General features: G+C 43.6%; 18 protein-coding genes and 2 pseudogenes. 1 reads left to right on the top strand and 19 read right to left on the bottom strand.

Going from position 1 to position 20,343, the window contains the following annotated elements:
• Positions 1 to 126: 126 nt before the first annotated feature.
• The 16 genes and pseudogenes from JHD45_RS19995 to JHD45_RS19920 form a co-directional block, all read right to left on the bottom strand.
• Complete coding sequence (locus JHD45_RS19995; protein WP_199478241.1) at positions 127 to 1,158, bottom strand: hypothetical protein; 1,032 nt, start codon at positions 1,156 to 1,158, stop codon at positions 127 to 129.
• Between the two features lie 135 nt (positions 1,159 to 1,293).
• A complete protein-coding gene (locus JHD45_RS19990; RefSeq protein ID WP_199478240.1) occupies positions 1,294 to 2,394 on the bottom strand; it encodes a hypothetical protein in 1,101 nt (366 codons plus the stop codon).
• A 259-nt stretch (positions 2,395 to 2,653) separates the two neighbouring features.
• Positions 2,654 to 3,112: a DUF4157 domain-containing protein gene (locus JHD45_RS19985; protein WP_199478239.1), complete on the bottom strand. Its 459-nt coding sequence runs from the start codon at positions 3,110 to 3,112 to the stop codon at positions 2,654 to 2,656.
• A 109-nt stretch (positions 3,113 to 3,221) separates the two neighbouring features.
• Positions 3,222 to 4,610, bottom strand: a complete 1,389-nt coding sequence (locus tag JHD45_RS19980; protein ID WP_199478238.1) for an ATP-binding protein — start codon at positions 4,608 to 4,610, stop codon at positions 3,222 to 3,224.
• Positions 4,611 to 4,786: 176 nt separating this feature from the next.
• Entirely contained in the window at positions 4,787 to 6,064 is a 1,278-nt protein-coding gene (locus JHD45_RS19975; RefSeq protein ID WP_199478237.1) for a TRAP transporter large permease, read from the bottom strand.
• Positions 6,057 to 6,566, bottom strand: coding sequence for a TRAP transporter small permease (locus JHD45_RS19970; RefSeq protein WP_199478236.1), 510 nt, complete (start codon positions 6,564 to 6,566; stop codon positions 6,057 to 6,059). Before JHD45_RS19970 ends, JHD45_RS19975 begins: the two co-directional genes overlap by 8 nt.
• 48 nt (positions 6,567 to 6,614) lie before the next feature.
• Positions 6,615 to 7,646: a TRAP transporter substrate-binding protein gene (locus JHD45_RS19965; RefSeq protein WP_199478235.1), complete on the bottom strand. Its 1,032-nt coding sequence runs from the start codon at positions 7,644 to 7,646 to the stop codon at positions 6,615 to 6,617.
• Between the two features lie 65 nt (positions 7,647 to 7,711).
• The gene (locus JHD45_RS19960) at positions 7,712 to 9,250 is read right to left on the bottom strand and encodes a sulfatase (protein WP_199478234.1); all 1,539 of its coding nucleotides are present in this window, start codon (positions 9,248 to 9,250) and stop codon (positions 7,712 to 7,714) included.
• A 10-nt stretch (positions 9,251 to 9,260) separates the two neighbouring features.
• Positions 9,261 to 10,016 carry a helix-turn-helix domain-containing protein gene (locus JHD45_RS19955; RefSeq protein WP_199478233.1) on the bottom strand — a complete coding sequence of 252 codons (756 nt, stop codon included), beginning with the start codon at positions 10,014 to 10,016 and terminating at the stop codon, positions 9,261 to 9,263.
• A gap of 290 nt (positions 10,017 to 10,306) precedes the next feature.
• Positions 10,307 to 11,452 carry a hypothetical protein gene (locus JHD45_RS19950; RefSeq protein WP_199478232.1) on the bottom strand — a complete coding sequence of 382 codons (1,146 nt, stop codon included), beginning with the start codon at positions 11,450 to 11,452 and terminating at the stop codon, positions 10,307 to 10,309.
• A gap of 76 nt (positions 11,453 to 11,528) precedes the next feature.
• The gene (locus JHD45_RS19945) at positions 11,529 to 11,939 is read right to left on the bottom strand and encodes a GNAT family acetyltransferase (RefSeq protein ID WP_199478231.1); all 411 of its coding nucleotides are present in this window, start codon (positions 11,937 to 11,939) and stop codon (positions 11,529 to 11,531) included.
• 111 nt (positions 11,940 to 12,050) lie between these two features.
• Positions 12,051 to 12,587, bottom strand: a pseudogene (locus tag JHD45_RS19940) (TIGR00366 family protein); the annotation flags it as partial.
• Positions 12,588 to 12,811: 224 nt separating this feature from the next.
• Positions 12,812 to 13,021: a TIGR00366 family protein gene (locus JHD45_RS19935; protein WP_233407957.1), complete on the bottom strand. Its 210-nt coding sequence runs from the start codon at positions 13,019 to 13,021 to the stop codon at positions 12,812 to 12,814.
• Positions 13,022 to 13,139: 118 nt separating this feature from the next.
• On the bottom strand, positions 13,140 to 14,315 hold the full coding sequence (locus tag JHD45_RS19930) for an acetyl-CoA C-acetyltransferase (RefSeq protein WP_199478230.1): 1,176 nt from the start codon (positions 14,313 to 14,315) through the stop codon (positions 13,140 to 13,142).
• A 57-nt stretch (positions 14,316 to 14,372) separates the two neighbouring features.
• On the bottom strand, positions 14,373 to 15,041 hold the full coding sequence (locus JHD45_RS19925; protein WP_199478229.1) for a CoA transferase subunit B: 669 nt from the start codon (positions 15,039 to 15,041) through the stop codon (positions 14,373 to 14,375).
• Between the two features lie 11 nt (positions 15,042 to 15,052).
• Positions 15,053 to 15,751 (bottom strand): CoA transferase subunit A, encoded by a 699-nt coding sequence (locus JHD45_RS19920; RefSeq protein ID WP_199478228.1) that lies wholly within the window; start codon positions 15,749 to 15,751, stop codon positions 15,053 to 15,055.
• Positions 15,752 to 15,869: 118 nt separating this feature from the next.
• Between JHD45_RS19920 and JHD45_RS19915 the strand changes: the two genes are divergently transcribed.
• On the top strand, positions 15,870 to 16,772 hold the full coding sequence (locus JHD45_RS19915; protein WP_199478227.1) for a LysR family transcriptional regulator: 903 nt from the start codon (positions 15,870 to 15,872) through the stop codon (positions 16,770 to 16,772).
• 472 nt (positions 16,773 to 17,244) lie between these two features.
• On the opposite strand, the gene JHD45_RS22655 is transcribed toward JHD45_RS19915, so the two are convergent.
• The 3 genes and pseudogenes from JHD45_RS22655 to JHD45_RS19905 all read right to left on the bottom strand — a co-directional run bounded on the left by JHD45_RS22655 (position 17,245) and on the right by JHD45_RS19905 (position 19,938).
• On the bottom strand, positions 17,245 to 19,311 hold the full coding sequence (locus JHD45_RS22655; protein WP_418903786.1) for a glycoside hydrolase family 2 TIM barrel-domain containing protein: 2,067 nt from the start codon (positions 19,309 to 19,311) through the stop codon (positions 17,245 to 17,247).
• Between the two features lie 36 nt (positions 19,312 to 19,347).
• Positions 19,348 to 19,623 (bottom strand): annotated as a pseudogene (locus tag JHD45_RS22650) (sugar-binding domain-containing protein); the annotation flags it as partial.
• 12 nt (positions 19,624 to 19,635) lie between these two features.
• Positions 19,636 to 19,938 carry a hypothetical protein gene (locus JHD45_RS19905; protein ID WP_199478226.1) on the bottom strand — a complete coding sequence of 101 codons (303 nt, stop codon included), beginning with the start codon at positions 19,936 to 19,938 and terminating at the stop codon, positions 19,636 to 19,638.
• Between the last annotated feature and the right edge of the window lie 405 nt (positions 19,939 to 20,343).

The raw sequence follows: 20,343 nt of genomic DNA, 5'->3' as shown, positions 1-20,343 counted from the left end.
GCGTCAATGCACCATACTGAATGTAACAATTGGGCTAAAAAGCGTTTTAATGATTTTTAGGTTTTGTTATGGGCTTTTCTTCTTGTTACTTTATTCAAGACTCAGGGGCTGCCTCTTTGTTTTCGATTAGTGAAAACCCTCTCCTTCATGCATTTCTTCAATAATTGAGTCCAAATCAGCTTCTTCTTTTTCTTTTTTAATTCGATCAATTAGTGCTCTAATATCTTCAATTACTTCAATTGCATCTCCGTCTCTAAAGACTACCTCTAAATTATTATCGTATACTAACGTCTCCAGTGTGTTGAACCTATCGTGGTATCTATCAATGCGGAATTTAGCAATAAGTGAAGCTAAGTTATCATGTACAACTACACGGGCCACTCCATTATTACGTTCAGCCCAGGTGAGTAAGTTAGGAAATTGATTGGATCCAATTTTATCAACAAATGCTCCAGCTGTTGATTTTACCTCATCCACATGCGGTGTATCCTCTTTTGCATAAAGCAAATCCACCTCCGTTAAAGGTTCAATGGAGTATGTTCTTGCAAGGCCAATATTATACTGAGTACCTGCACGCGCGTTAACATATACTCCATTAGAAGACCAAATCGCCAATCTCCCCACTTCTTCTTGCGCCGCAATTAATTCTGCCATATCTTGGTTATACTTCGCAGTACTAGAATAGTGATCATCACGTGCACTTGCTTTAAATGAGTTATAAACCATTTGATTGCTGCGATTCTGCGATGTTTGAAACTCCTTTAAAATTCGAATATGTTTTACAGCAGTTGCTCGGTCCGGTGTATGTTTCAAAACAGCACCAGCTACGTCCCGATCACTTATTTCAGCTAAGACCATTTGTTCTGTCCAATTTTTTTCATAAGCAGCATTACTCATCATCTCATCAGGTGCAGGATTTTCGAATTTATACTTTTCTAGTTGAATAGTTTGGAAGGGAGGCGTCAAAACTTGTAGTTGAACCGTTTGTTTTGATTGTCTTCTATTATTTGTTATCACCTGCTGTGCCCTTTGAGCAGCAGCCTCAGGTCGATTATCCACAAACCAAAATCCTTGCCTCCCAGCATTTTTTTTCTGAGTAACGGTATTAGTAACCGCCCTACTTTTATTTTCTTTCGGCTTCTCTACTTGTTCATACATATCTCAAACCTTTTATTTTTTCTTTAGTGGCTGTTATAGGTTTTCTTCAGTTGCCTATAGCAATTGGGCTAAAAGACGTTCTCAATGGCTTTTAGGTTTTGTTATGGGTTTTGGCTGAACAACAGAGTTGTATTTTTATATCGACTTCACTATATCTTTTTCTTTTTTGATGTCATATTTCTTTTCAATTAACCTAATTGACACAATGTTCTTTGCCAATAATTCCAAAGCATTCCCACTTTTCCGAAATCCTATGTTAATTGAAGTATAACTTATTCCCTTTTTTTTCTTGGGGCTTTCACGCTTCAAAGTAATTGGTGACGGTTTTCCTCCTGTTTCTTTTCCAATATTGTGTTGCTTTTTTAACCAATCGTTGGCATCCCCTTGAGCCGTTGTAAATTTTGGGTTGTATATCATATCCTCTAAACCTTTCCTATTGACTATTATCTCCATCAGGTTACTGCGTTTACCCTTATTTCCCATACTTTCCACAACATAACTCTTGTTGGGGGCAAACATCTTTTCAGCATCTCCTTCCTTACCTGGTTTAAACGTAAAGATGGGTATCCCATATTCTTTAATCATAGTCTTCAAGGCGTCTAATTCTCCAGTTTCTACCGAACGATATAGAGTAAAATAGTTGTCACTTTCTTCTATACTAATCGGTTTACCGAATATCTGCGCCGAGTCTGTTAACGCTTCTTTTGTCACTTTTGACTCATTTTTGGTCTTTGCAAGATCTTGATCAGAGTCAAGGTTATCCTCAATATCCGCCTCATAACCTGACTCATCTACAGGTTCCTCTTCCCCCTCCAAACCTTCAATAATTAGTTCTTGCTTTAGTACCTCTAACAGCTTCTCTGGAGCAGCGAAGGTGATGTTATCTTGGTCGTATTTTTTTAGTAAATTATTGATAGTTAAATCTGTTGCTCCTGTTTCCAATCTAATCTCAGCTAACCTTGGGTAGATATAGTCAAAATAAGCAATATGCCAATCAATATTCATATTTGGGTTGACAATGTTTATTTTTCGTTGCATTATTCCATTTATTTTGTCAATATCATTGGTTATTCGTTGTTGAGACGTAGGGGTATTAGCCAACTCTTGGAACTTTCTTTGCGCAACAGCTTCTTGTCGATTATCCACAAACCCTTGCTTCCCATCACTTTTCTTCTGAGAAACAGAATTAGCAACGGCCCTGCTTTTTTCTTTCGGTTTCTCTACTTGTTCATACATATCTCAAACCTTTTTTAAAATTTTTTTAGTGAATGTTATAGGCTTTCTTCATTGCCTATCGCTACAGGGATGTAGCTTATTAGAGTAATGCAGGAGCAATTACCGATAACATACTCGGAAAGTCCCTTGTGGACTTTATTAACACTATCTTTTTATCAACACTGGTCTTTTAACGCCCTTTTAGTTTGTTAAAGAGCCACTTCTTATAAATCCATTTCATCCAAGGGAGAGCGAATTCCCGCAAAGCCTTTATATAGACTCAGTCGCCGTGATTCTGTGTTGGCTTCATTTGCAATGCCTTATAACCTAAGGCAGTCGCTTCATTCTCTAAAGATTGGCTATCGTTCACTGCCATGCCGCCCACGGAGGTGGTTGGTTGAACACGCCCTTGGGCTTGTTGAACAACGTGGCCTAGTTCATGGGGAAGGTGTTTTTCTTGGCCGGAAGCAAGGTGAATGTCGCTGCCTTGGGCATAAGCGTGGGCTTGCACCGCAGCGGGTTTGGGGGAGTTGTAATGGACTTTAACATGATCAAGACTCATGCCACTGAGGTTTTCCATGCCACTTTTAAGGTTGTCTGGCAAGCCTGTGCGATTGGGCTGGCGCTGAACAGGGGCATGGTCACGGTTATCTTCCAGTGTTTTACCGGTATGACTGGCGTTACGCTGCACAGGTGCCTGCCTCTGCCGAGTCGACTTATCTTTAAGCTCTGAATACATACGCCCATTCCCTATGAGTTGTGAATGTATCTTATAGCCTTTGCTCACGACGTCACGCAAAGGCCTTTCTGATCATTTTATAGACAATCTACCTTTTTTTCATTGAATTTCACACAATAATTTTATTTCCTTTCTGAAACTCTTGCCGAATGCTTTGTATTAAGTCGGCTTTATAGACGATACGCTCATTACGGCGTACCGCGTTCAGGGCGCATTGGCGCAAGATGTTAATCACATGTCCACCGGCTACTTCGTAATCCTTGGCGATTTGCGATAAATCCACGTCGTCTGCAAGGTCACAAACACCACGAAAGGCGTTTTGCCAAAGCTGTAGACGCTCTTCGACACCTGGCATGGTGAATTGCACCATGCTCTGGAAGCGACGGGTAAAAGCTTCGTCCATATTACTTTTCAAGTTGGTGGCGATGATAACGGTGCCGGGAAAGTCTTCAATTTTTTGCAGTAAGTATCCTGTCAGTTGGTTGGCATGGCGATCATTGGAAGAGCTGCCTTCGCTGCGCTTGCCAAACAGGGCGTCCCCTTCGTCAAAAAACAGAATCCAGTCTTTATAACTTGCCGCATCGAAAACACGGGAGAGGTTTTTCTCGGTTTCCCCTATGTATTTGGATACCACCATGGACAAATCCACTCGATACACCTCTCTGCCTGTGGATTTACCCAATAAGGCCGCTGTGAGGGTTTTCCCTGTCCCTGGAGGACCAAAAAACACCGCTCGATAACCCGCTTTGATTTTTTTATCAAGTTGCCAATCTTGCATTAAGGTTTTACCATGGGATAACCAAGCCCGTATGTCATCGAGTTTACTCATCACACTGTAGTCGAGGACCAGATCATCCCAAGTCATCGGTGTATCTAAAGGGTGGGCAGGAAAGCTCGTACTGAGTTCAGGACGTAAATGTTCCCCTGTGACAAAATAATGAAGCCAATGATCGCTCATTTGGTACACACCCGCCCAAGCGGGTAGACCGGAATCCACCGACATCAACTCTGTCACCTGTTCCGCCATTAAGCGATGATTGTGTGACAAAATAGCCATACAATGCTCGCGCCATTCAGGGTTGTTGGCACTAATCAGAAAATTCAGGGTTTGACCAGTGGGCAAAAAGCCACTGAACGCTTTATCCGACACGCCACCAAATTCAGTAAACGGTCGGTCAATCAGACCATTTAAGCCAAAGAAAAAGTCCAGAACATCTGGCTTGATGGAAGGCGCCATAGCAAGCGCCAATGCCAAACGCTCAAATACATTAAGCTCCCAATCAATCAGTAAATCCGCATAGAGACTAGAGCCAGGTGCTATCGGCGGCTGGGGAATCTCCAACCAATGATTCTCATGCCCTTCTTGCTTGAGGTAGCTGCAAATCACCTGATTGATCACCAACCTCAACCATTCCATTTCCTGATAAAGCGCAAGCAAATTCTCTTGCTGATAAGTAAATTGTCGGCCCATTAGAGGCGCTTGTGATGACTCTGCCATGTACCTTCCTTGATATTGAGACCTGTTAAGGAACCATGATAAATATACTTCTTGAGCAAAAGAATAGACACTATTTTTCCGACAAAGCAAGCATTGGGCTGATGAACAAACAAACTTGCTGCTTGAGCATCATAGAAGGCTAAGCGATCAATCCTTAATCGCTTAGAAGACAGTGTCTACAAAAATGCTTCAGAGATTTGAGGAATAAAGGCAATTAACAGGGCAGCCACAAGCATGCCTCCTAATGTTGGCAGAGCACCAATAAACACACTTTGAACGGATGTTCGACTTATCTGATTGGCGATAAATAAGTTTCCTCCCAATGGTGGCGTCACAAAACCCAAGCCTAGACACACTATTAGAATAATCCCAAAGTGATACGTGCTGATACCATATTGACTGACTAGTGGATACAGCAACGGGGTAAGCACAATAATCGACGCCAAAGTATCCATAAAGCAGCCGATAAAGAGTAACAGCAAGATGATCAAGAGAATGGTGGCGACCTTTCCATCCATAAACCCTGATAGTGAGTGTGTCATTAACTCTGGCACCTGTTGTGAGGAAAGTAACTTCCCTAGCGCGACCGCAAACGGAATAAGAAACATCGCAACAACAGACATGATGGCTGACTTAGAAAGGATATCAAATATCTTAGTAACCTTTATTTCCTTATGCACAAACATGCCGATTATAAATGCGTAAAGCGAAGCCACGGCTGCGGATTCGGTTGGAGTGAAAACACCTGAGTAAATTCCTCCCAAAATGATTACTGGCGTTAGAATGGCCCATTTTGCCTCATAAATTGCTTTCCCACGGGTTCCCCATGTTCCAGCGGCTCTGGTTCCACCCCAGCCGTTCTTCTTCGATACCCAATACGCTGGTATTGCAATACCCAGTGCCAATAAAAACCCTGGCAAGATCCCGCTCAAAAACATGGCCGACACGGACGTTCCTGGTTGGGATAATGAATAGATGATCATAGGATTTGATGGTGGCACCAAAATCGCAATGACGCCAGAACAAGCCGTTACACCAGCAGCAAACCCTTTGCCATAACCTTGTTTAATCATTTCAGGAATGGTGATTGCCCCTATCGCCGCAACCGTAGCAGGCGCAGACCCAGATAAACCACCGAACAACAAACAGGCAAAGATAGTCACGATGGCAAGGCCGCCAGGCAAATGGCCAACAAATTCATCGGCAAGCCCTAATATACGTTTTGCTACGCCACCTGTCGCCATCAGTGTGCCAGCAAGAATAAACATCGGGATTGCGAGCAAGGGAAAGCTATCAAGAGACTGATAAGCGTCCATGACTAATTCGATGGTGTTGAACCCCATAATGTAATAGCACAAAAACAGGACCGTTCCTAATGCAATCGCAACGGGCACTTGAAGAGCAATAAACGCAAAAAACGAGCACACCATCAGTAAAACTTCAAAACTAGACATGAGGCACCTCGTGCTCTTCTATTAAGGTTTTATTGGTAAGCAATAAATAAATTCGTTGTAACAGACGAATGATGGTTAAACCGAATATGGCAGGTAAAATAGATAGCGGTATCCAATAAGGAATTTCCATGCCTTCCGTTACCGTCCCCAACATGTGATGGAACTCTGCTGCATGTATTGAAGCAAAGATAAAACAGATGCTAAAAGTGATAAAAATCAGGTGTGAAATTAAGGCAATTACGCGACGCCTAGTACGCCACTTTTCTGAAACAGGGATCAAATCAATAATGACATGTTTATCAAGTTTGACAGCCCAAGGCACGCCAAGAAACACTATCATGATCATGAGCAATCGAGCGGCCTCATCTGTGTAGGCCGATGGCGAGTTCAACACATAACGATTAAATACTTCGATATTCAAGGAAACCATAATGTAGCCAAGCATAAGGCTACAGAGAAACTCTTCGAAATGTTTCTCTATTAATTTTATAGGCTTTAGCATAATAGGTACTACTTATGAAATTGGGCAGGTTGCCCTGCCCTGATGACGCTACTTAAAGCTTTTAATAGTCTCTTTCACCGTTTGGTAGAACTGCTTCTCCCTGCTATTAAACTCTTTCGTCGCCACTTTACTAGCCGGCCCTTGAATAACATCCGCAAAGGCTTTTTTCTCAGCGGCCGTAGGCTCAATAACATTGGCACCCTTTGCTTTGAATTTATTAATTGACTCGGTTAAGACGGACTTAAAAAGTGCCGCATTGTTATGCACCGCATCATCAGCCGCTTTTTGAAGTTCATCCTGAATATTTTTTGGAAGCCTCTTCCAGGCAAGAGCATTCACTGTCATAAATGAGCCATGCGGTTGAAAGTTCAGCTCATTGAAATTGCCCGCCACTTCATCTAAACCAAATGCGACAGCGGTAATTGGAGGGATAGCCAAGCCATCAACGGTTCCCGTTTGAAGAGCCGTGTAAACCTCTGAAATACCTAATGTTGTCGCGCCAGCGCCAAGAGATGTAATAATGGTACGTTCAACATCGCTTGGTGTTACTCGCATTTTTAGGCCTTTCATATCGCTAGGCGTGCTCACTTTCTTGTCCGTCGTTAAAATGCCACGGAATTCAAACGGCATTACGTAAAGCAAACGAAGATTCTTTTTCGCCATTAAGGTTTGGAGCTCATCCACTACTTTGCCGCCAAGCTTTCCGTTTGGATAGAAAAGCTTCATCCCGGTTTCGACGCTATTAAAAATATAGGGAATATCAAATACTTTAAAAGCGTGAACTGTCGTGCCTAAGTTTGCTCCAGAGGATTGAGCACCTTGTACGATAGAACCTAGCTGAGCTTTTTGAAGTAACTGGGTATCATTACCTAAAGCGCCGCCGAAGCTTGTCTTAATTTCAACTTTACCGTGGGTGTATTGCGCCGCTAAGTGTTGAAAGTTTGTTAGCGTCTTCCCCCATGGAGAAGATACCGGCGTAGTTGTCGCCATCGTAAAATCATATTGCGCTGCAAATACAGAACTTGCAGTAAAGACAGTAAGCCCCAAAGAAAGTGCTTTCGCTAAAGATATGAACTTCATTTTATTGTCCTTTGTTAACCTTGTTATTAGACGATTAAAGTTGGAGGCCCCAAAGCCCCCTTTCATTAAAGAGCAGACAAAATCTCCGCCGTGTTATGACGAGGTACATCACCGATTTCGGCCATCTTCTGATCAAGCGCAATGGTCAGCTCTCGAACAACCTCTTTGTATTCAGGTTTGCTATAACAGTTAAATAGCTCTAGAGGGTCTTCTTCACAGTCGAAAAGCTCCCACTCTTTCTCTTCACCACCCGGCTGTGTACCAGGTAAGTCAAAGCCTTCGTTGTACCAGAAAATTAATTTGTAGCGTTTATTACGAATGCCGTAATGCGCATAAGCATTATGATGCTCATCGCTGTGCATCCAGTAACGATGGTAGGCCACTGTTTGCCAATTCCTAGGAGTATTGCCTTCCAGTAAAGGACGTGCGCTTGTACCTTGCATATAACTTGGTACTGTGATGTTGGCGTAGTCTAGAAAAGTCGGTGCAAAATCCACATTGGAGATAATGTCATTGCAAACGCTTCCTGCTTTGATGCCATTGGGATAACGAATTAAGAATGGCATTTGGAAAGATTCTTCGTACATAAATCGCTTATCAAACCAGCCATGTTCACCTAAAAAGAACCCTTGGTCTGAAGTGTAAATAACGATGGTATTATCGGCTTGGCCTGTTTCATCCAGATAATCCAGTAAGCGACCAACACTTTCATCAATGGAAGCAATGGTGCGAACATAACGCTTGATATAACGCTGGTATTTAAAATGCGCTAACGCTTCATGAGTGTTAAAGGTAAATACTTCGCCAGTGTCTTTATCAATAAGCTTGAAATGACTCAAATCTTTTGGCGTAGGAATTTTGCGGTCTTTTGAGCCAATAAAGGAGGCTTCACCAACTTCTGCACCGCCTTCTGGTTGCACAAGACCTAAGTCGAAATACGTGATATCGCCATCAACACGCATTTTGGCGGCTTTAGCGGCTTTTGCACGGTTTTTGTAGTCATCCGTAAAGGTATCTGGAACCTTAATATCATCAGTGTAGATATCACGATATTTTGGATGAGGCTCCCAAGAACGGTGTGGCGCTTTGTGATGACACATTAAAAAAAACGGCTTATCCGTAGAGGTTTCTCTCAGCCAATCAATGGATTTATCTGTGATGATGTCTGTCGCATAGCCAGACTCATGAACCTCTTTACCCATTTCAATAAATTCGGGGTCAAAATACTCCCCCTGCCCCGGTAAGACAGACCAAAAGTCAAAACCAGATGGCTCGTGATCTTCACCTTCTCCTAGGTGCCATTTGCCTATCATTGCAGTCTGATAACCGCCCGTCTGAAGATGCTTAGCAACATTGGGGATGTGCTTATTAATCTTACTTGCTAAGGTCATGACGCCGTTTACATGGTTATAGTTACCACACAAAATGCTGGCACGGCTTGGTGTACAAATTGAGTTGGTGACATAACAATGGTTAAAACGCATACCTTCTTGACCAATACGATCAATATTTGGCGTTTTGTTTAAGCCATGACCATAGCAACTGATTGCTTTTGAAGCATGGTCGTCGGCCATGATAAATAGAATGTTTGGCTGCTTTTTCATGTTTAGTTGATTACTCCCTATGAAGAAAGGCGGTTAACTTAGCGGCGGCTTCGTTAATGATTTTTTTATTACTTTCGATATGCGATTGAATGTCATGCTTGGATATGGCAGCTTCAGCAATACAAAGCAGATGAACAAACTGTCCATGACGATCAAAAATGGCTTTTGAAAAACGTCTTATGCCTCGAATATTCCCTTCTACGTCGTAAACCACATCAGTTAGGCAAGTATTTTGAAGGCGGGCTTTCAGTGATGCCTTAGACACCTTTTCTCTTTCCATTCCCGTTTCAAAAAAGGCATTGACATCAAATTGCTCGCGCACTTTATCCCATCCCATTGCGGCTAGGCTTAATCGAGAAGGCGAATCAAGTTCGTACAACGGACGCTTGAATCCTGGATAGGCTTTCAAACGGAAGGCAACATTCTTAGACTCTTTTTTGGAAAGCCAATGCAACTGACTGTTTTCAATAAAAATGGCTTCACTGGACTGCTCAGATAACTCTGACACATCTTCTAAGACTTGTTCTAAGCAACTTAAGTACCCTTCAGACAGATTCATTTTTTTCTGTAAAGAGAAGTTACGGTAATACATCTTGTCTCTTGAACGATGTAAATACCCTTCGCTCTCAAGCGTACCAACAATACGAGAAGCCGTTGCCATCGGAATACCACACTTGCGTGAGATAGTGGCTAACGTTTCAGGTTTGTCACTTTGAGCAAATAGTTCAAGGACTTTTATTGTTCTTATTACTGGTGTTGATGTCATATTGATCTCCGATACCGAATCTTAGAAAAGAGAATTTATCGAGTAAACCATATAAGAAATTCATATTTCCATATATGAAACAAAGTCCATAACGCCATGTTTTAAAAAAATTTATTTAAAAATTTGCATTAGTAAGAACGAACTTAGAAGGGGAAGAAATCAATAGAATCGATCAGAATCAACTCCGTAATGGTTTGCATCCGACAGAGAGTTAAGAAGACACAAACCAAAAAGAGCATTGTCAAAAGAGCCGTTTTTACGCGAATTCGATTTCTAAGAGCGACACTTTCCTATGCTCGCTCGACCAATCCAGACGGTTTAATCTGCCAAATCAGTTTGAAGCCTTTTGTGCCTAAATACAGAAACAAAATGGGAATGAACACGGTGTTGAAAGCAAACAAGGCTAATAAGGTGAGAAAGTCGTTCACTAGGCCGTTGAGTGTTTCTACATAGTGGCTGATTTTGTCTTTAAAATGGCTCAAACCAACAACATTTTGTTTTAGATTGCTCAACAAGCCATCCTCTGAGTTATCTGAACTCAGCTTTTGGATGGACTCTTGTATGGCACGAATCTGACTTTGTGTGGTTTTCATGCTCTGCTCTGTTTGCAAACGCTCGTCGTTAAGGGCGCTTTGTTTGTCTTCTAGGTCAGACAATGCCTTATCGTTATTAAACAAAATATCTAACGTAGATAACGCTTTTTTACGCTCGGTAATTTGCTGATTCAACGCTTCATTTTGCAGGATCAATTGCCGCAAATGGACACTCTCATCAGCCAGTACTTGCTGCTGTGCGTTGCGTTTTTCTTCGAGTGTTTGTTTGTCTTTATCAAGGGACTGTTTTAAATCCGCAGCAACCCCCAACCCTGTTGTGACCTCGTCCATATCGGCGGAATGTGCTTGGATTTTGTCTATGGTTTGAGTCTTCTCATGACTCAAAAAAGACACGTCCACCAGCGCGGACAATAACACCACCAACACCAATAGAAATTTGGCCCCCAGCGCGCTCACAAATATTTTATAAGCGAATTCCGTAAAGCGACTTTTGATCCTGTATAAATAGCCAAACAGCAAGGCCGATAGAGTTAAAAACCCTTTGAAATAGACAGTGGAAATAATTTTAAGCAGAATGCTTTGAAAAATCAGTGACGTGACCGCGATTTTCATCACACCGGAAAAATCTTCGATCATGTCGTTAAAGGGATCTAATAACTCGCCAATGGTCACCGAGCTGACAAACACACTGATCTGCACACTTTGCAGCACAGACACCGTGGCATTGAATAATTTGGCGAGCCCAAAAGCACTCAACGCCTGTACCAGTGACGACGAAATGTATTCCGACGCTTTGCTGTCCAACAAGCCCCACCAAGAAAAGACAATCGCCACAATAATCGCGATGTAGTAACCGTTTATAATGCGTTTTGGCTTGATCACTCATTTCCCCTCGCTATGATATAGGCCAGATTACCGTATCTGGTGGGAATAAACGAGTGGTAAGGACACGCTGAACTCAATCCAATAACAATCCCATACTGACTCGGGGCTCCACAGAAAAACCAAGGGCTTCATAAAACTGCACAACTTGTTTGTTGTCCTCTCGCACCTGTAAATTGACCTTAATGCAGCCTATTTCTCGCAAGGCGTCTAGCGCATGAGTCACCAAAGCTCTACCAATGCCTTCGCCTTGATGGTCAGGCCTTACAGACACAGCATATAGCCATCCACGATGGCCGTCATATCCTGCCATGCAGGCTCCTACCAATTCCCCATCCTCCTTGGCAACAAAAATCAAGTCATCCACCTCGCGCTTCGCCGCCAACATTAAAGTGGGTTCATTATGAGCACCGTTATTGGGAAACAATTGCAGCCATAACTCAATCAAGTCCTGCTGATCATTGGGGTGATAGGTTTCAATCGCCATATTCTGCTTCCTTACATTGCATTTAATACTGGGTTAAAACAACAATACGGCCTGATAGACCGTATTGTTCGTTGTAAATGTGCTAATCGTTTATCCTACTAGAAAGTCATTCTAAAACAGAAGAAAGCCGGCTGAAATAATCACTCCAGAACCTAGTAGCGCCATAATGCAATAGCCCATCACGTCTTTTGCCCCAAGCCCCGCAATCGCCAAGGCAGGCAAGGCCCAAAAAGGTTGGATCATATTCGTCCAAGCATCGCCCCAGGCAATGGCCATGGCCGTTTTTGCCGCATCCACACCCAGCGCCGCGCCCGCTGGCATCATGATAGGTGCTTGTACCGCCCACTGACCACCGCCAGAGGGCACAAAGAAATTCACCACACCAGCACTTAAAAAGGTAAACAATGGAAACGTCGTCTCATTGGAAATGGACACAAACAGCTGGGAAATAACCCCAGCGAACGACTGACCAGTTGGACCGACCGCCGTCATCATTCCCATGATCCCCGCGTAGAAAGGGAACTGCAGCAGAATGCCCGCACAATTCCGCGCCCCTTGGGAGACCGAATTCAACAAGCTCTTAGGGGTACCGTGAAGTAAAATCGCCGTGAACAAAAAGGTAAAGTTCACGATATTCAAATTCAAAGCAAAACCCTTGGTCACAAAATAATAAATAATATGAGACCTTTGTACGATGTCACGAGCGACGCCAAGACGCGGCAAAAACAGACGAGAAAGCGGAGTTTATAGCGATAAATGAGCATTTTGAGTCTGTTTTTAACAAAGTATTGGCAAGCGCAGTAGTCGTACAAACGTCTCAATATAGGCAAAGCCCATAACGCCCAATAACCAAGACAGTAAACGGCTGCTCTCTAAACGCTCGGCAACTCCCAAAATCCACCCGCCCATGCGTTTACTACATGCATTGGCGATTGTCCGGTGCTGGGCATTACCATCACAAAAACCACTAAGGTCAATACAATGGCGAAAATAAACGGGTCTGGCAGATAACGCTGCAGTAATACCACAAAGAATTGGCTAATTTTTTGTAAGAGCGTTTTCTCTTGTGTGAGAGTGTTCATAAGTCTTCCTGTTTTTGTATTTGTTATAGGAGATACGAAACGGTCGCCTGCTGACGACCGTTTTATTAATATCAATGGATAAGGCTTTTAATAGTGTGACTAACTAGAGGGTGACAGACTAACGAGACACCAACATGGCGACACCCATGCCGCCACCGATACATAAAGTTGCCAAGCCTTTATGGGCATCTTGTTTGTGCATTTCATTCAACAAAGTCACTAAAATACGACAGCCCGATGCGCCAATAGGATGCCCCAGTGCCACCGCTCCTCCATTAACATTGACTTTGCTGGTGTCCACGCCCAGTTCTTTATTGACACACAATGCTTGTACGGCAAAAGCCTCATTCGCTTCGACAAGATCCAAATCCGCCACCGACCAATTCGTCTTCCCTAAGACTTTTTTCGTCGCCGAGATCGGGCCTGTTCCCATGATGCTGGGATCAACCCCCGCACTGCTGCAAGCTTCAATGGTGGCTAATATCGTTAAGCCTAAACGCTTCGCTTCGTCATCAGTCGTCACCACCACCATGGCAGCGCCGTCATTCAATGATGAGGCATTACCCGCTGTAACGGTGCCTTCTTTATTAAAAGCGGGACGCAACTTAGCTAATGAGGCTTCACTGGTATCCGCACGGATTTGTTCGTCTTCTGAAACAATAATCGGCTCTCCTTTACGCTGCGGAATGGAGATCGGAAAAATTTCATCAACAAAGCGCCCTGCTTCTCTGGCTTTAGCGGCTTTTTGCTGAGATTGAACAGCAAACGCATCCTGTTCATGGCGACTAATATCCCAACGGGAAGCAATATTCTCAGCAGTTTGACCCATATGATAGTCATTGAACGCATCCCACAGACCATCTTTTACCATGGAGTCCACCAACTCCCAGTTGCCTAATTTCTTACCACTGCGGCTGTTTGGCAACACATGGGCCGCTTGGCTCATGCTTTCCTGCCCGCCTGCCACTACCATCTTGGCATCTCCGTTCAATACGGATTGTGCCGCTAGTTGCACCGCTTTTAAGCCAGAGCCACAGACTTTATTGATCGTCATGGCTGACACGGTATGGGCCAAACCCGCATGAATCGCCGTTTGACGAGCTGGGTTTTGCCCACAACCCGCCGTTAATACTTGACCTAAAATAACTTCGTCTATTTGCTCTTTTAACTCAGGCTGTTTGGCTAACAAGCCTGATAACAATTGCGTTCCTAATTGAACTGCACTCAATGAGGATAACGCTCCATTAAATGACCCTATGGGCGTTCTACCCGCAGCAACAATAACAGCTTTCATATCGGCTCCTTTGACGGTCTCTTATCTTTATGTATTTTCGTTTGTCGAAACAGCGTTTTACGACGCCTGCGCGAACTGCATCTCTGGTACATCATCCGGCACGATTAATTTACCCTGAGTTTTCGCCTGAATCTCTTCTACGGTGACACCAGGGGCACGCTCTTTAAGAATAAAAGCACCATTCTCTATTTCTAACCAGGCCAAATCGGTCAGCACTTTTTTGATACAGCCTTTGCCCGTCAAAGGCAAACGACAAGATTCCAACAATTTGGAATCGCCATCTTTAGAAGCGTGGGTCATGGTGACAATGATATTGTCTGCCCCGGCGACCAAATCCATCGCTCCGCCCATGCCTTTCACCAATTTGTTTGGAATCATCCAAGATGCAATACTGCCCTGAACATCTACCTCAAACGCCCCCAATACGGTTAAATCCACATGCCCGCCGCGGATCATCGCGAAGGATTCAGCCGAAGAAAAAATCGATGCGCCCTTTATCGCCGTGACCGTCTGTTTGCCCGCATTGATCATATCCGCATCAATGGTCTCTTCAGTAGGAAACTCTCCCATGCCCAATAAACCATTTTCGGATTGCAGCATCACCGCCATATCTTGTGGAATATAATTTGCCACCAAGGTTGGAATACCAATCCCCAAATTGACATAGAAGCCATCTTTTAACTCTTGAGCGACTCGCTGCGCCATTTGTTCTCTTGTTAAAGCCATCTGACACCTCGTTATTCTTTTAGTGTGCGTTTTTCGATGCGTTTCTCAAAGGTACCGAGAACCACCCGATCCACGTAAATACCTGGCGTATGAATTTGCGAAGGCTCTAACTCACCGACGTCAACAATTTCTTCCACTTCCACCACTGTGATTTTCCCTGCTGTGGCGGCAAGGGGATTGAAGTTTTGCGCGGTATGACGATAAATAACATTGCCATAACGATCCGCTTTCCAGCCTTTAACAATAGCAAATTCACCGGTAATGGCTTCTTCCAATAGATATTCACGCCCTGCAAAGACACGAACCTCCTTGCCTTCTGCAACCGGTGTGCCCACCCCTGTTGCAGTGTAGAAGGCCGGAATGCCTGCACCGCCCGCCCGCATTTTTTCAGCGAGGGTTCCTTGGGGAGTGAGTTCTACCTCCAGCTCACCATCAAGAAGCTGCTTTTCAAATAGCGCATTCTCGCCAACGTAGGAAGAGATCATTTTTTTGACTTGTTTCTTTTCTAACAAGAGACCAAGGCCAAACCCATCGACTCCACAATTATTGGAAACAATCGTGAGCCCCGTGGTGCCTCTGCGTTGAATTTCGGCAATCAGATTTTCTGGAATACCGCATAGACCAAAGCCGCCAGCAAGGATAGTCATACCATCTTCTAATCCTTGCATGGCTTCTTCATAACTGGAAACCACCTTATCAAACCCCGCCATTATTATTCTCCTTATGAATCGGTGTTTAAAACAGATAAGTTCAGTTTGACGGATCGTGACAAATAAATTAATTTTAATTTTTATATTTATTAATAAGTTTTACAAAACAAGGGCAGCAATGAATATAAAGCAACTACGGGCCTTTTTGTGTGTCGCGCAAAGCATGAGCTTTGCCAACGCTGCCAACCAACTACACCTATCGCAACCGGCATTGAGCTTATCAATCAAAAGCTTAGAAGCGAGCCTCGGTGGAAAGCTACTGACTCGCTCTACCAGAACGGTATCATTAACGCCCGAAGGGGAAGCCCTGTTGCCCATAGCCAAACGCTTATTAACACAATGGGAAAACGCCGAAGATGAAATGAAACAACGCTTTGCCTTACAGCTAGGTAAAATCAGCATTGCGGCCATGCCATCCTTCGCCGCCTCCTTACTGCCCCAAGCCATTCGTCAATATCACCAGCGTTTTCCCAACGTCCAAGTGACCATTGATGACGTACTATCCGATGCGGTGGTCGACATGGTCGCCAACAATCAAGTGGAGCTCGGCATTTCCTTTGAACCAGACACACTAAATGACCTCACCTTTCACCCTCTGTACGAAGATTGCTTTATTGCCATATTGCCAAAAGACCACCCACTCACAGAGCAAAACAGCATCACTTGGCAAGCGCTCCTCGCCTACGACTTTATTACCCTACAACGTCCCTCCAGCGTACGCGCCTTAATAGAAAGCGCACTAGCTAATGCTGGCATTCAACTCCATGTCGCCTTTGATGCCCACCAGCTCGCCACCGTGGGACGCATGGTCAGCGAAGGCATGGGCGTCGCCGTCGTGCCCGCCCTTTGTCGTAAACAAGCCAACGAACAAGGCGCCATCTGTCGCCCTATCACCACTCCCGATATCCGCTGGCAAGTCGGCGTCGTCTGCAAACCCAGATCCCACCTCTCCGTTGCCGCCGCCGCAATGCTGGATGTACTGATCGACTCTTATCGATCACTCGACATGGCCACCCTATAAACAAACACCTAATTATTCCAAGTGGCGCATCTCGTCATTTCCAATTTCCTCAACACACTACCCCACTATATTCACACTCACCCGTCATTCCCGCGAAGGCGCACTACTGTCCGAAATAAAATTGAAGAAAACGCTGAAAGGATTGCAGCTCTTAGTCTTAACGGGTAGAACCCTTTGATACGACTCAGAAAACCAAAGGCTGCAATATGAAAAGCAGGACGACGTCTTGTTGATGGGGTTGTCTCACCTTACGGTGATGCATTGGCAGTCATTTCGTAGTACTCAGTTTCGTAACTGTTATGGGCTGCGCTATTGGTGTCGTCATGGGTTATCGCTTTGAAAATCATCCTGATTTACTTCAACTTGCTAACCAAGCCTTATATTGTGCAACGTTCGGAGGATAGAAAATAAAAGCCGAGACGTTGTGAATACAAGCCTCGGCTTTTTTGCATGTTATTTATCTATATCCTGATTAGATTGGCGTAACCTCGATGGCGGATACGAATGCATCACCTTGAATAGGCACAAATTGAAGGTTTAACCGACCATCTACCACTTTCACTTCTGCAGTATGATACTCAGCGGTTGGGGTAGCGCTAGACGTTGTCTTTAACGCGTTCACTTCAACAATTTTGTGGCCATTTGCTTCGACAACAAAACGCGACGACACGGCCTCTGTGGGGGCAACGGTCAATAAGACGACTTTGTAGCGGCCATTTCTTAATGGCAGTTCATAATAAAACTTCCCTCGACGATACGTCGCAGCCAAATCACGATCTGCTGTCTGAGCAATATTTGGTTTCACTGGTGGTTGCCCCCAACCACCTAACTTATCAAACGATGCAGCTTTACCACCATGAAAAAAGTTATCTGAACCAAAAGTATGCTGCTTGGATGATGCAGCAATTAATGCCCCAGCATCAATAAAGTAACGGTTGTTCTGGCTTTCATTTAAATGCCAATTTACCTTATCCTGAACAGATGATTGTTTACCTACACCCTTAGCTATTAAAGTGTTTTCACCTACTGCAAGACTCACATTTGGCCACATGCAAATCTTTAACGAGCAATCGTCTTTGACTCCCAAAGACTTACCATTCAACCACAACTCAGTGCGATCAAGATTAGAGTAAACTTTAACGTCGGTAACCTGATAGTGACGCTGTGAATAACGGCTTGAGGTGATATGCACCATCGGCTTGGTCGTCCAATTCGCTTGATAAAAGTAATACGCGTCTTTTTTTATCGCTCTATCGTAGGTAATCAGCCCTTTGGTGTTGATATCATGCGAGTCACCTTCCGTTCGCACCGTGGTCGCAAAATCAAACGCATTCCAGACCCAGCTTGCAAACAGATAAGGTTTACTCTTAATTGCACGCCAATTCTCTTCATGCACATAAGACATGTATTCTTCAGGTTGGTTGTGGCCTCTAGAGTCGACCGGACCGCCTAATTCATTGTCTGTGTGTAAGGAAACGGCACCACCTGCGCCATACTCACTCACCGATATGGGTAAATTGGGATATTTCGCATGCATAGCATCTAGATGCGGCCCAAGATCATCAGCGTCTCCATAATACCAGCCATAATAGCGATTAAGCCCAACGGTATCAGCCACTGGCGATGTTTTTGGAATATCGACGTTTTTGAATGCTTCTGTGGCTTCACAGCAATTAGCAAGAGTGGAAGCTCTGCTAGGATCCAACTGTTTTACTAGGCCTACCAAGGACTTCAAAATAGGAATAGGATCAGGAGCGTTGCCACGGGTAGCCCCTAGAAACGCAGGAACGACCGCGCCAAAATCCACCTCATTCGCTACCCCCCACAAGGCGACAGATGGATGGTTGAAATTTTGTTTGATCATCTCTTTTAGCTGCAATTTTGCATTGGCCAATAATCTATCATTCACTATTTTATGGCCTTTACCATACGTCCAACTTGTTACTAAAGGAATTTCATCCCAGAGGATCAAGCCATATTTATCCGCTAAGTCATGTACAGGCTGGCCGTGAGGGTAATGAGCAAGGCGAATTGTATTAACTCCCATTTCCATCATCAAATCTACATCCTGTTTGACATCTTTTGGACTCACGGCCCAACCAAGCCCCTCTCTATCTTGGTGATATGCAACCCCATGTAAACGTAGTGGCTTACCATTGAGAATAAAGCCTTTATCCGGCGATATCACAATATTACGTAGGCCGTATGGCTGGTCCATCGAATCGAGGACCACATCATTTGATCCAACAATTTCTGTTCGCAGAGTATATAAGTAAGGGTTTTCCTGTCCTTGCCATAAAGTAGGGTTAGACACGACAAGGTTTTGTTGCAGCGTCGCTAATGCATGAGGTTCCAATGTCAGAGCCTGTTCAGCTTTTGCTACTATTTTGCCTTTGGCATCGACAAGCTGAGCGAAAACACGAATATTCTTAGATATTGTTGCATCATTTTTTACTCGGCTACTTACCGTCACCTGAGCTTTTTTTGGATTATTTAAATGGGTGGTGGCATATACACCAGGTCCACCATAATCCAGCATGTCGAAATGTACTTGATCGGTTAAAACAAGTCGTACTGGACGGTAAAGTCCACCATCAACAAAAAAATCACCTGCAATGGGCAGAGTATCGGCAGTCGAAGAATTTGCAGTGGGTTTTGTATTATCGGTTTTTACGACAAGCACATTGTTTTTATTCCAATGCAGTGCTTGGGTCGCATCGAAACGAAAGCGAGTAAAGCCTCCTCGATGCTCGCCAAGGTAAACACCATTTAGCCACACGTCGGCGACTCGACTTGCTGCATCAAACTCTAACCATGCTTGTTGTTTTTTATGTGTAGGGGGAACTTTAAAATTTAACCGATATCAGCCAATGCCATATTGTTTGTTGATATTTTTTACGGTATTGATGTGAGGAGTCGTATCATTTAGATAATAACCTACATTGTTCCATGTGTGTGGAACACTGACGGTTTGCCATGAGCTATCATCAAAATCTTTTTGTAGAAACGCATCTGTGTTGCCTCCTTTAGAAAAAAGAAATTTCCAGCCCGTATCCAATATTAATTTTTCACGATGAGATGCAGCCGAAGCGTTTATCGACAGCATTGAAACGGTTAACACTACAACAGCTAAGACGATCCGATTCGTTATTTTTATAATTTTCATATCATTATCTCAGTCAACAATTAGGGTTAAATCCTTTATAAACCTGACAAAGCTTTAACTACCTCTAATAGGATTTTAGAAATCATCATTTCCCTCTAAATAAAACGCTAGGAAGAAATTGATGGCTACTATCATAATTTTATTTTATAGGGTAGGACTTTTGACGAAGGTAGCTTGATATTTGATTCTGTTGAATACAAATAAAAAAAGATGGAAAATTTAGTGAGCATTGGTATTTTTTCATTATTTTTCTCTCAACATTAATGGAGCAACATTGAGGAATATGTCATAGACATCGCCTATTCGTTCCATACTCCCCATCCATCTTTCCATGCTAATGTATTTTTAATAGAGATACATATCGAATAAATTAATACCACGTATTACTGATACTGAATCATGAGT

The sequence above is a fragment of the Marinomonas spartinae genome (assembly GCF_016461715.1).
Lineage (GTDB): Bacteria > Pseudomonadota > Gammaproteobacteria > Pseudomonadales > Marinomonadaceae > Marinomonas > Marinomonas spartinae_A.
This window is presented reverse-complemented; position numbering and strand designations above follow the sequence as displayed.

Coding starts and splice junctions, on each gene's coding strand:
- JHD45_RS19945 (WP_199478231.1), bottom strand. CDS start 11,939: ATGGCGATTGAAACCTATCACCCCAATGATCAGCAGGACTTGATTGAG.
- JHD45_RS19975 (WP_199478237.1), bottom strand. CDS start 6,064: ATGTCTAGTTTTGAAGTTTTACTGATGGTGTGCTCGTTTTTTGCGTTT.
- JHD45_RS19905 (WP_199478226.1), bottom strand. CDS start 19,938: ATGAAAATTATAAAAATAACGAATCGGATCGTCTTAGCTGTTGTAGTG.
- JHD45_RS19990 (WP_199478240.1), bottom strand. CDS start 2,394: ATGTATGAACAAGTAGAGAAACCGAAAGAAAAAAGCAGGGCCGTTGCT.
- JHD45_RS19955 (WP_199478233.1), bottom strand. CDS start 10,016: ATGACATCAACACCAGTAATAAGAACAATAAAAGTCCTTGAACTATTT.
- JHD45_RS19925 (WP_199478229.1), bottom strand. CDS start 15,041: ATGGCTTTAACAAGAGAACAAATGGCGCAGCGAGTCGCTCAAGAGTTA.
- JHD45_RS22655 (WP_418903786.1), bottom strand. CDS start 19,311: ATGCTGGATTATGGTGGACCTGGTGTATATGCCACCACCCATTTAAAT.
- JHD45_RS19985 (WP_199478239.1), bottom strand. CDS start 3,112: ATGTATTCAGAGCTTAAAGATAAGTCGACTCGGCAGAGGCAGGCACCT.
- JHD45_RS19970 (WP_199478236.1), bottom strand. CDS start 6,566: ATGCTAAAGCCTATAAAATTAATAGAGAAACATTTCGAAGAGTTTCTC.
- JHD45_RS19915 (WP_199478227.1), top strand. CDS start 15,870: ATGAATATAAAGCAACTACGGGCCTTTTTGTGTGTCGCGCAAAGCATG.
- JHD45_RS19995 (WP_199478241.1), bottom strand. CDS start 1,158: ATGTATGAACAAGTAGAGAAGCCGAAAGAAAATAAAAGTAGGGCGGTT.
- JHD45_RS19980 (WP_199478238.1), bottom strand. CDS start 4,610: ATGGCAGAGTCATCACAAGCGCCTCTAATGGGCCGACAATTTACTTAT.
- JHD45_RS19930 (WP_199478230.1), bottom strand. CDS start 14,315: ATGAAAGCTGTTATTGTTGCTGCGGGTAGAACGCCCATAGGGTCATTT.
- JHD45_RS19965 (WP_199478235.1), bottom strand. CDS start 7,646: ATGAAGTTCATATCTTTAGCGAAAGCACTTTCTTTGGGGCTTACTGTC.
- JHD45_RS19920 (WP_199478228.1), bottom strand. CDS start 15,751: ATGGCGGGGTTTGATAAGGTGGTTTCCAGTTATGAAGAAGCCATGCAA.
- JHD45_RS19935 (WP_233407957.1), bottom strand. CDS start 13,021: ATGAACACTCTCACACAAGAGAAAACGCTCTTACAAAAAATTAGCCAA.
- JHD45_RS19960 (WP_199478234.1), bottom strand. CDS start 9,250: ATGAAAAAGCAGCCAAACATTCTATTTATCATGGCCGACGACCATGCT.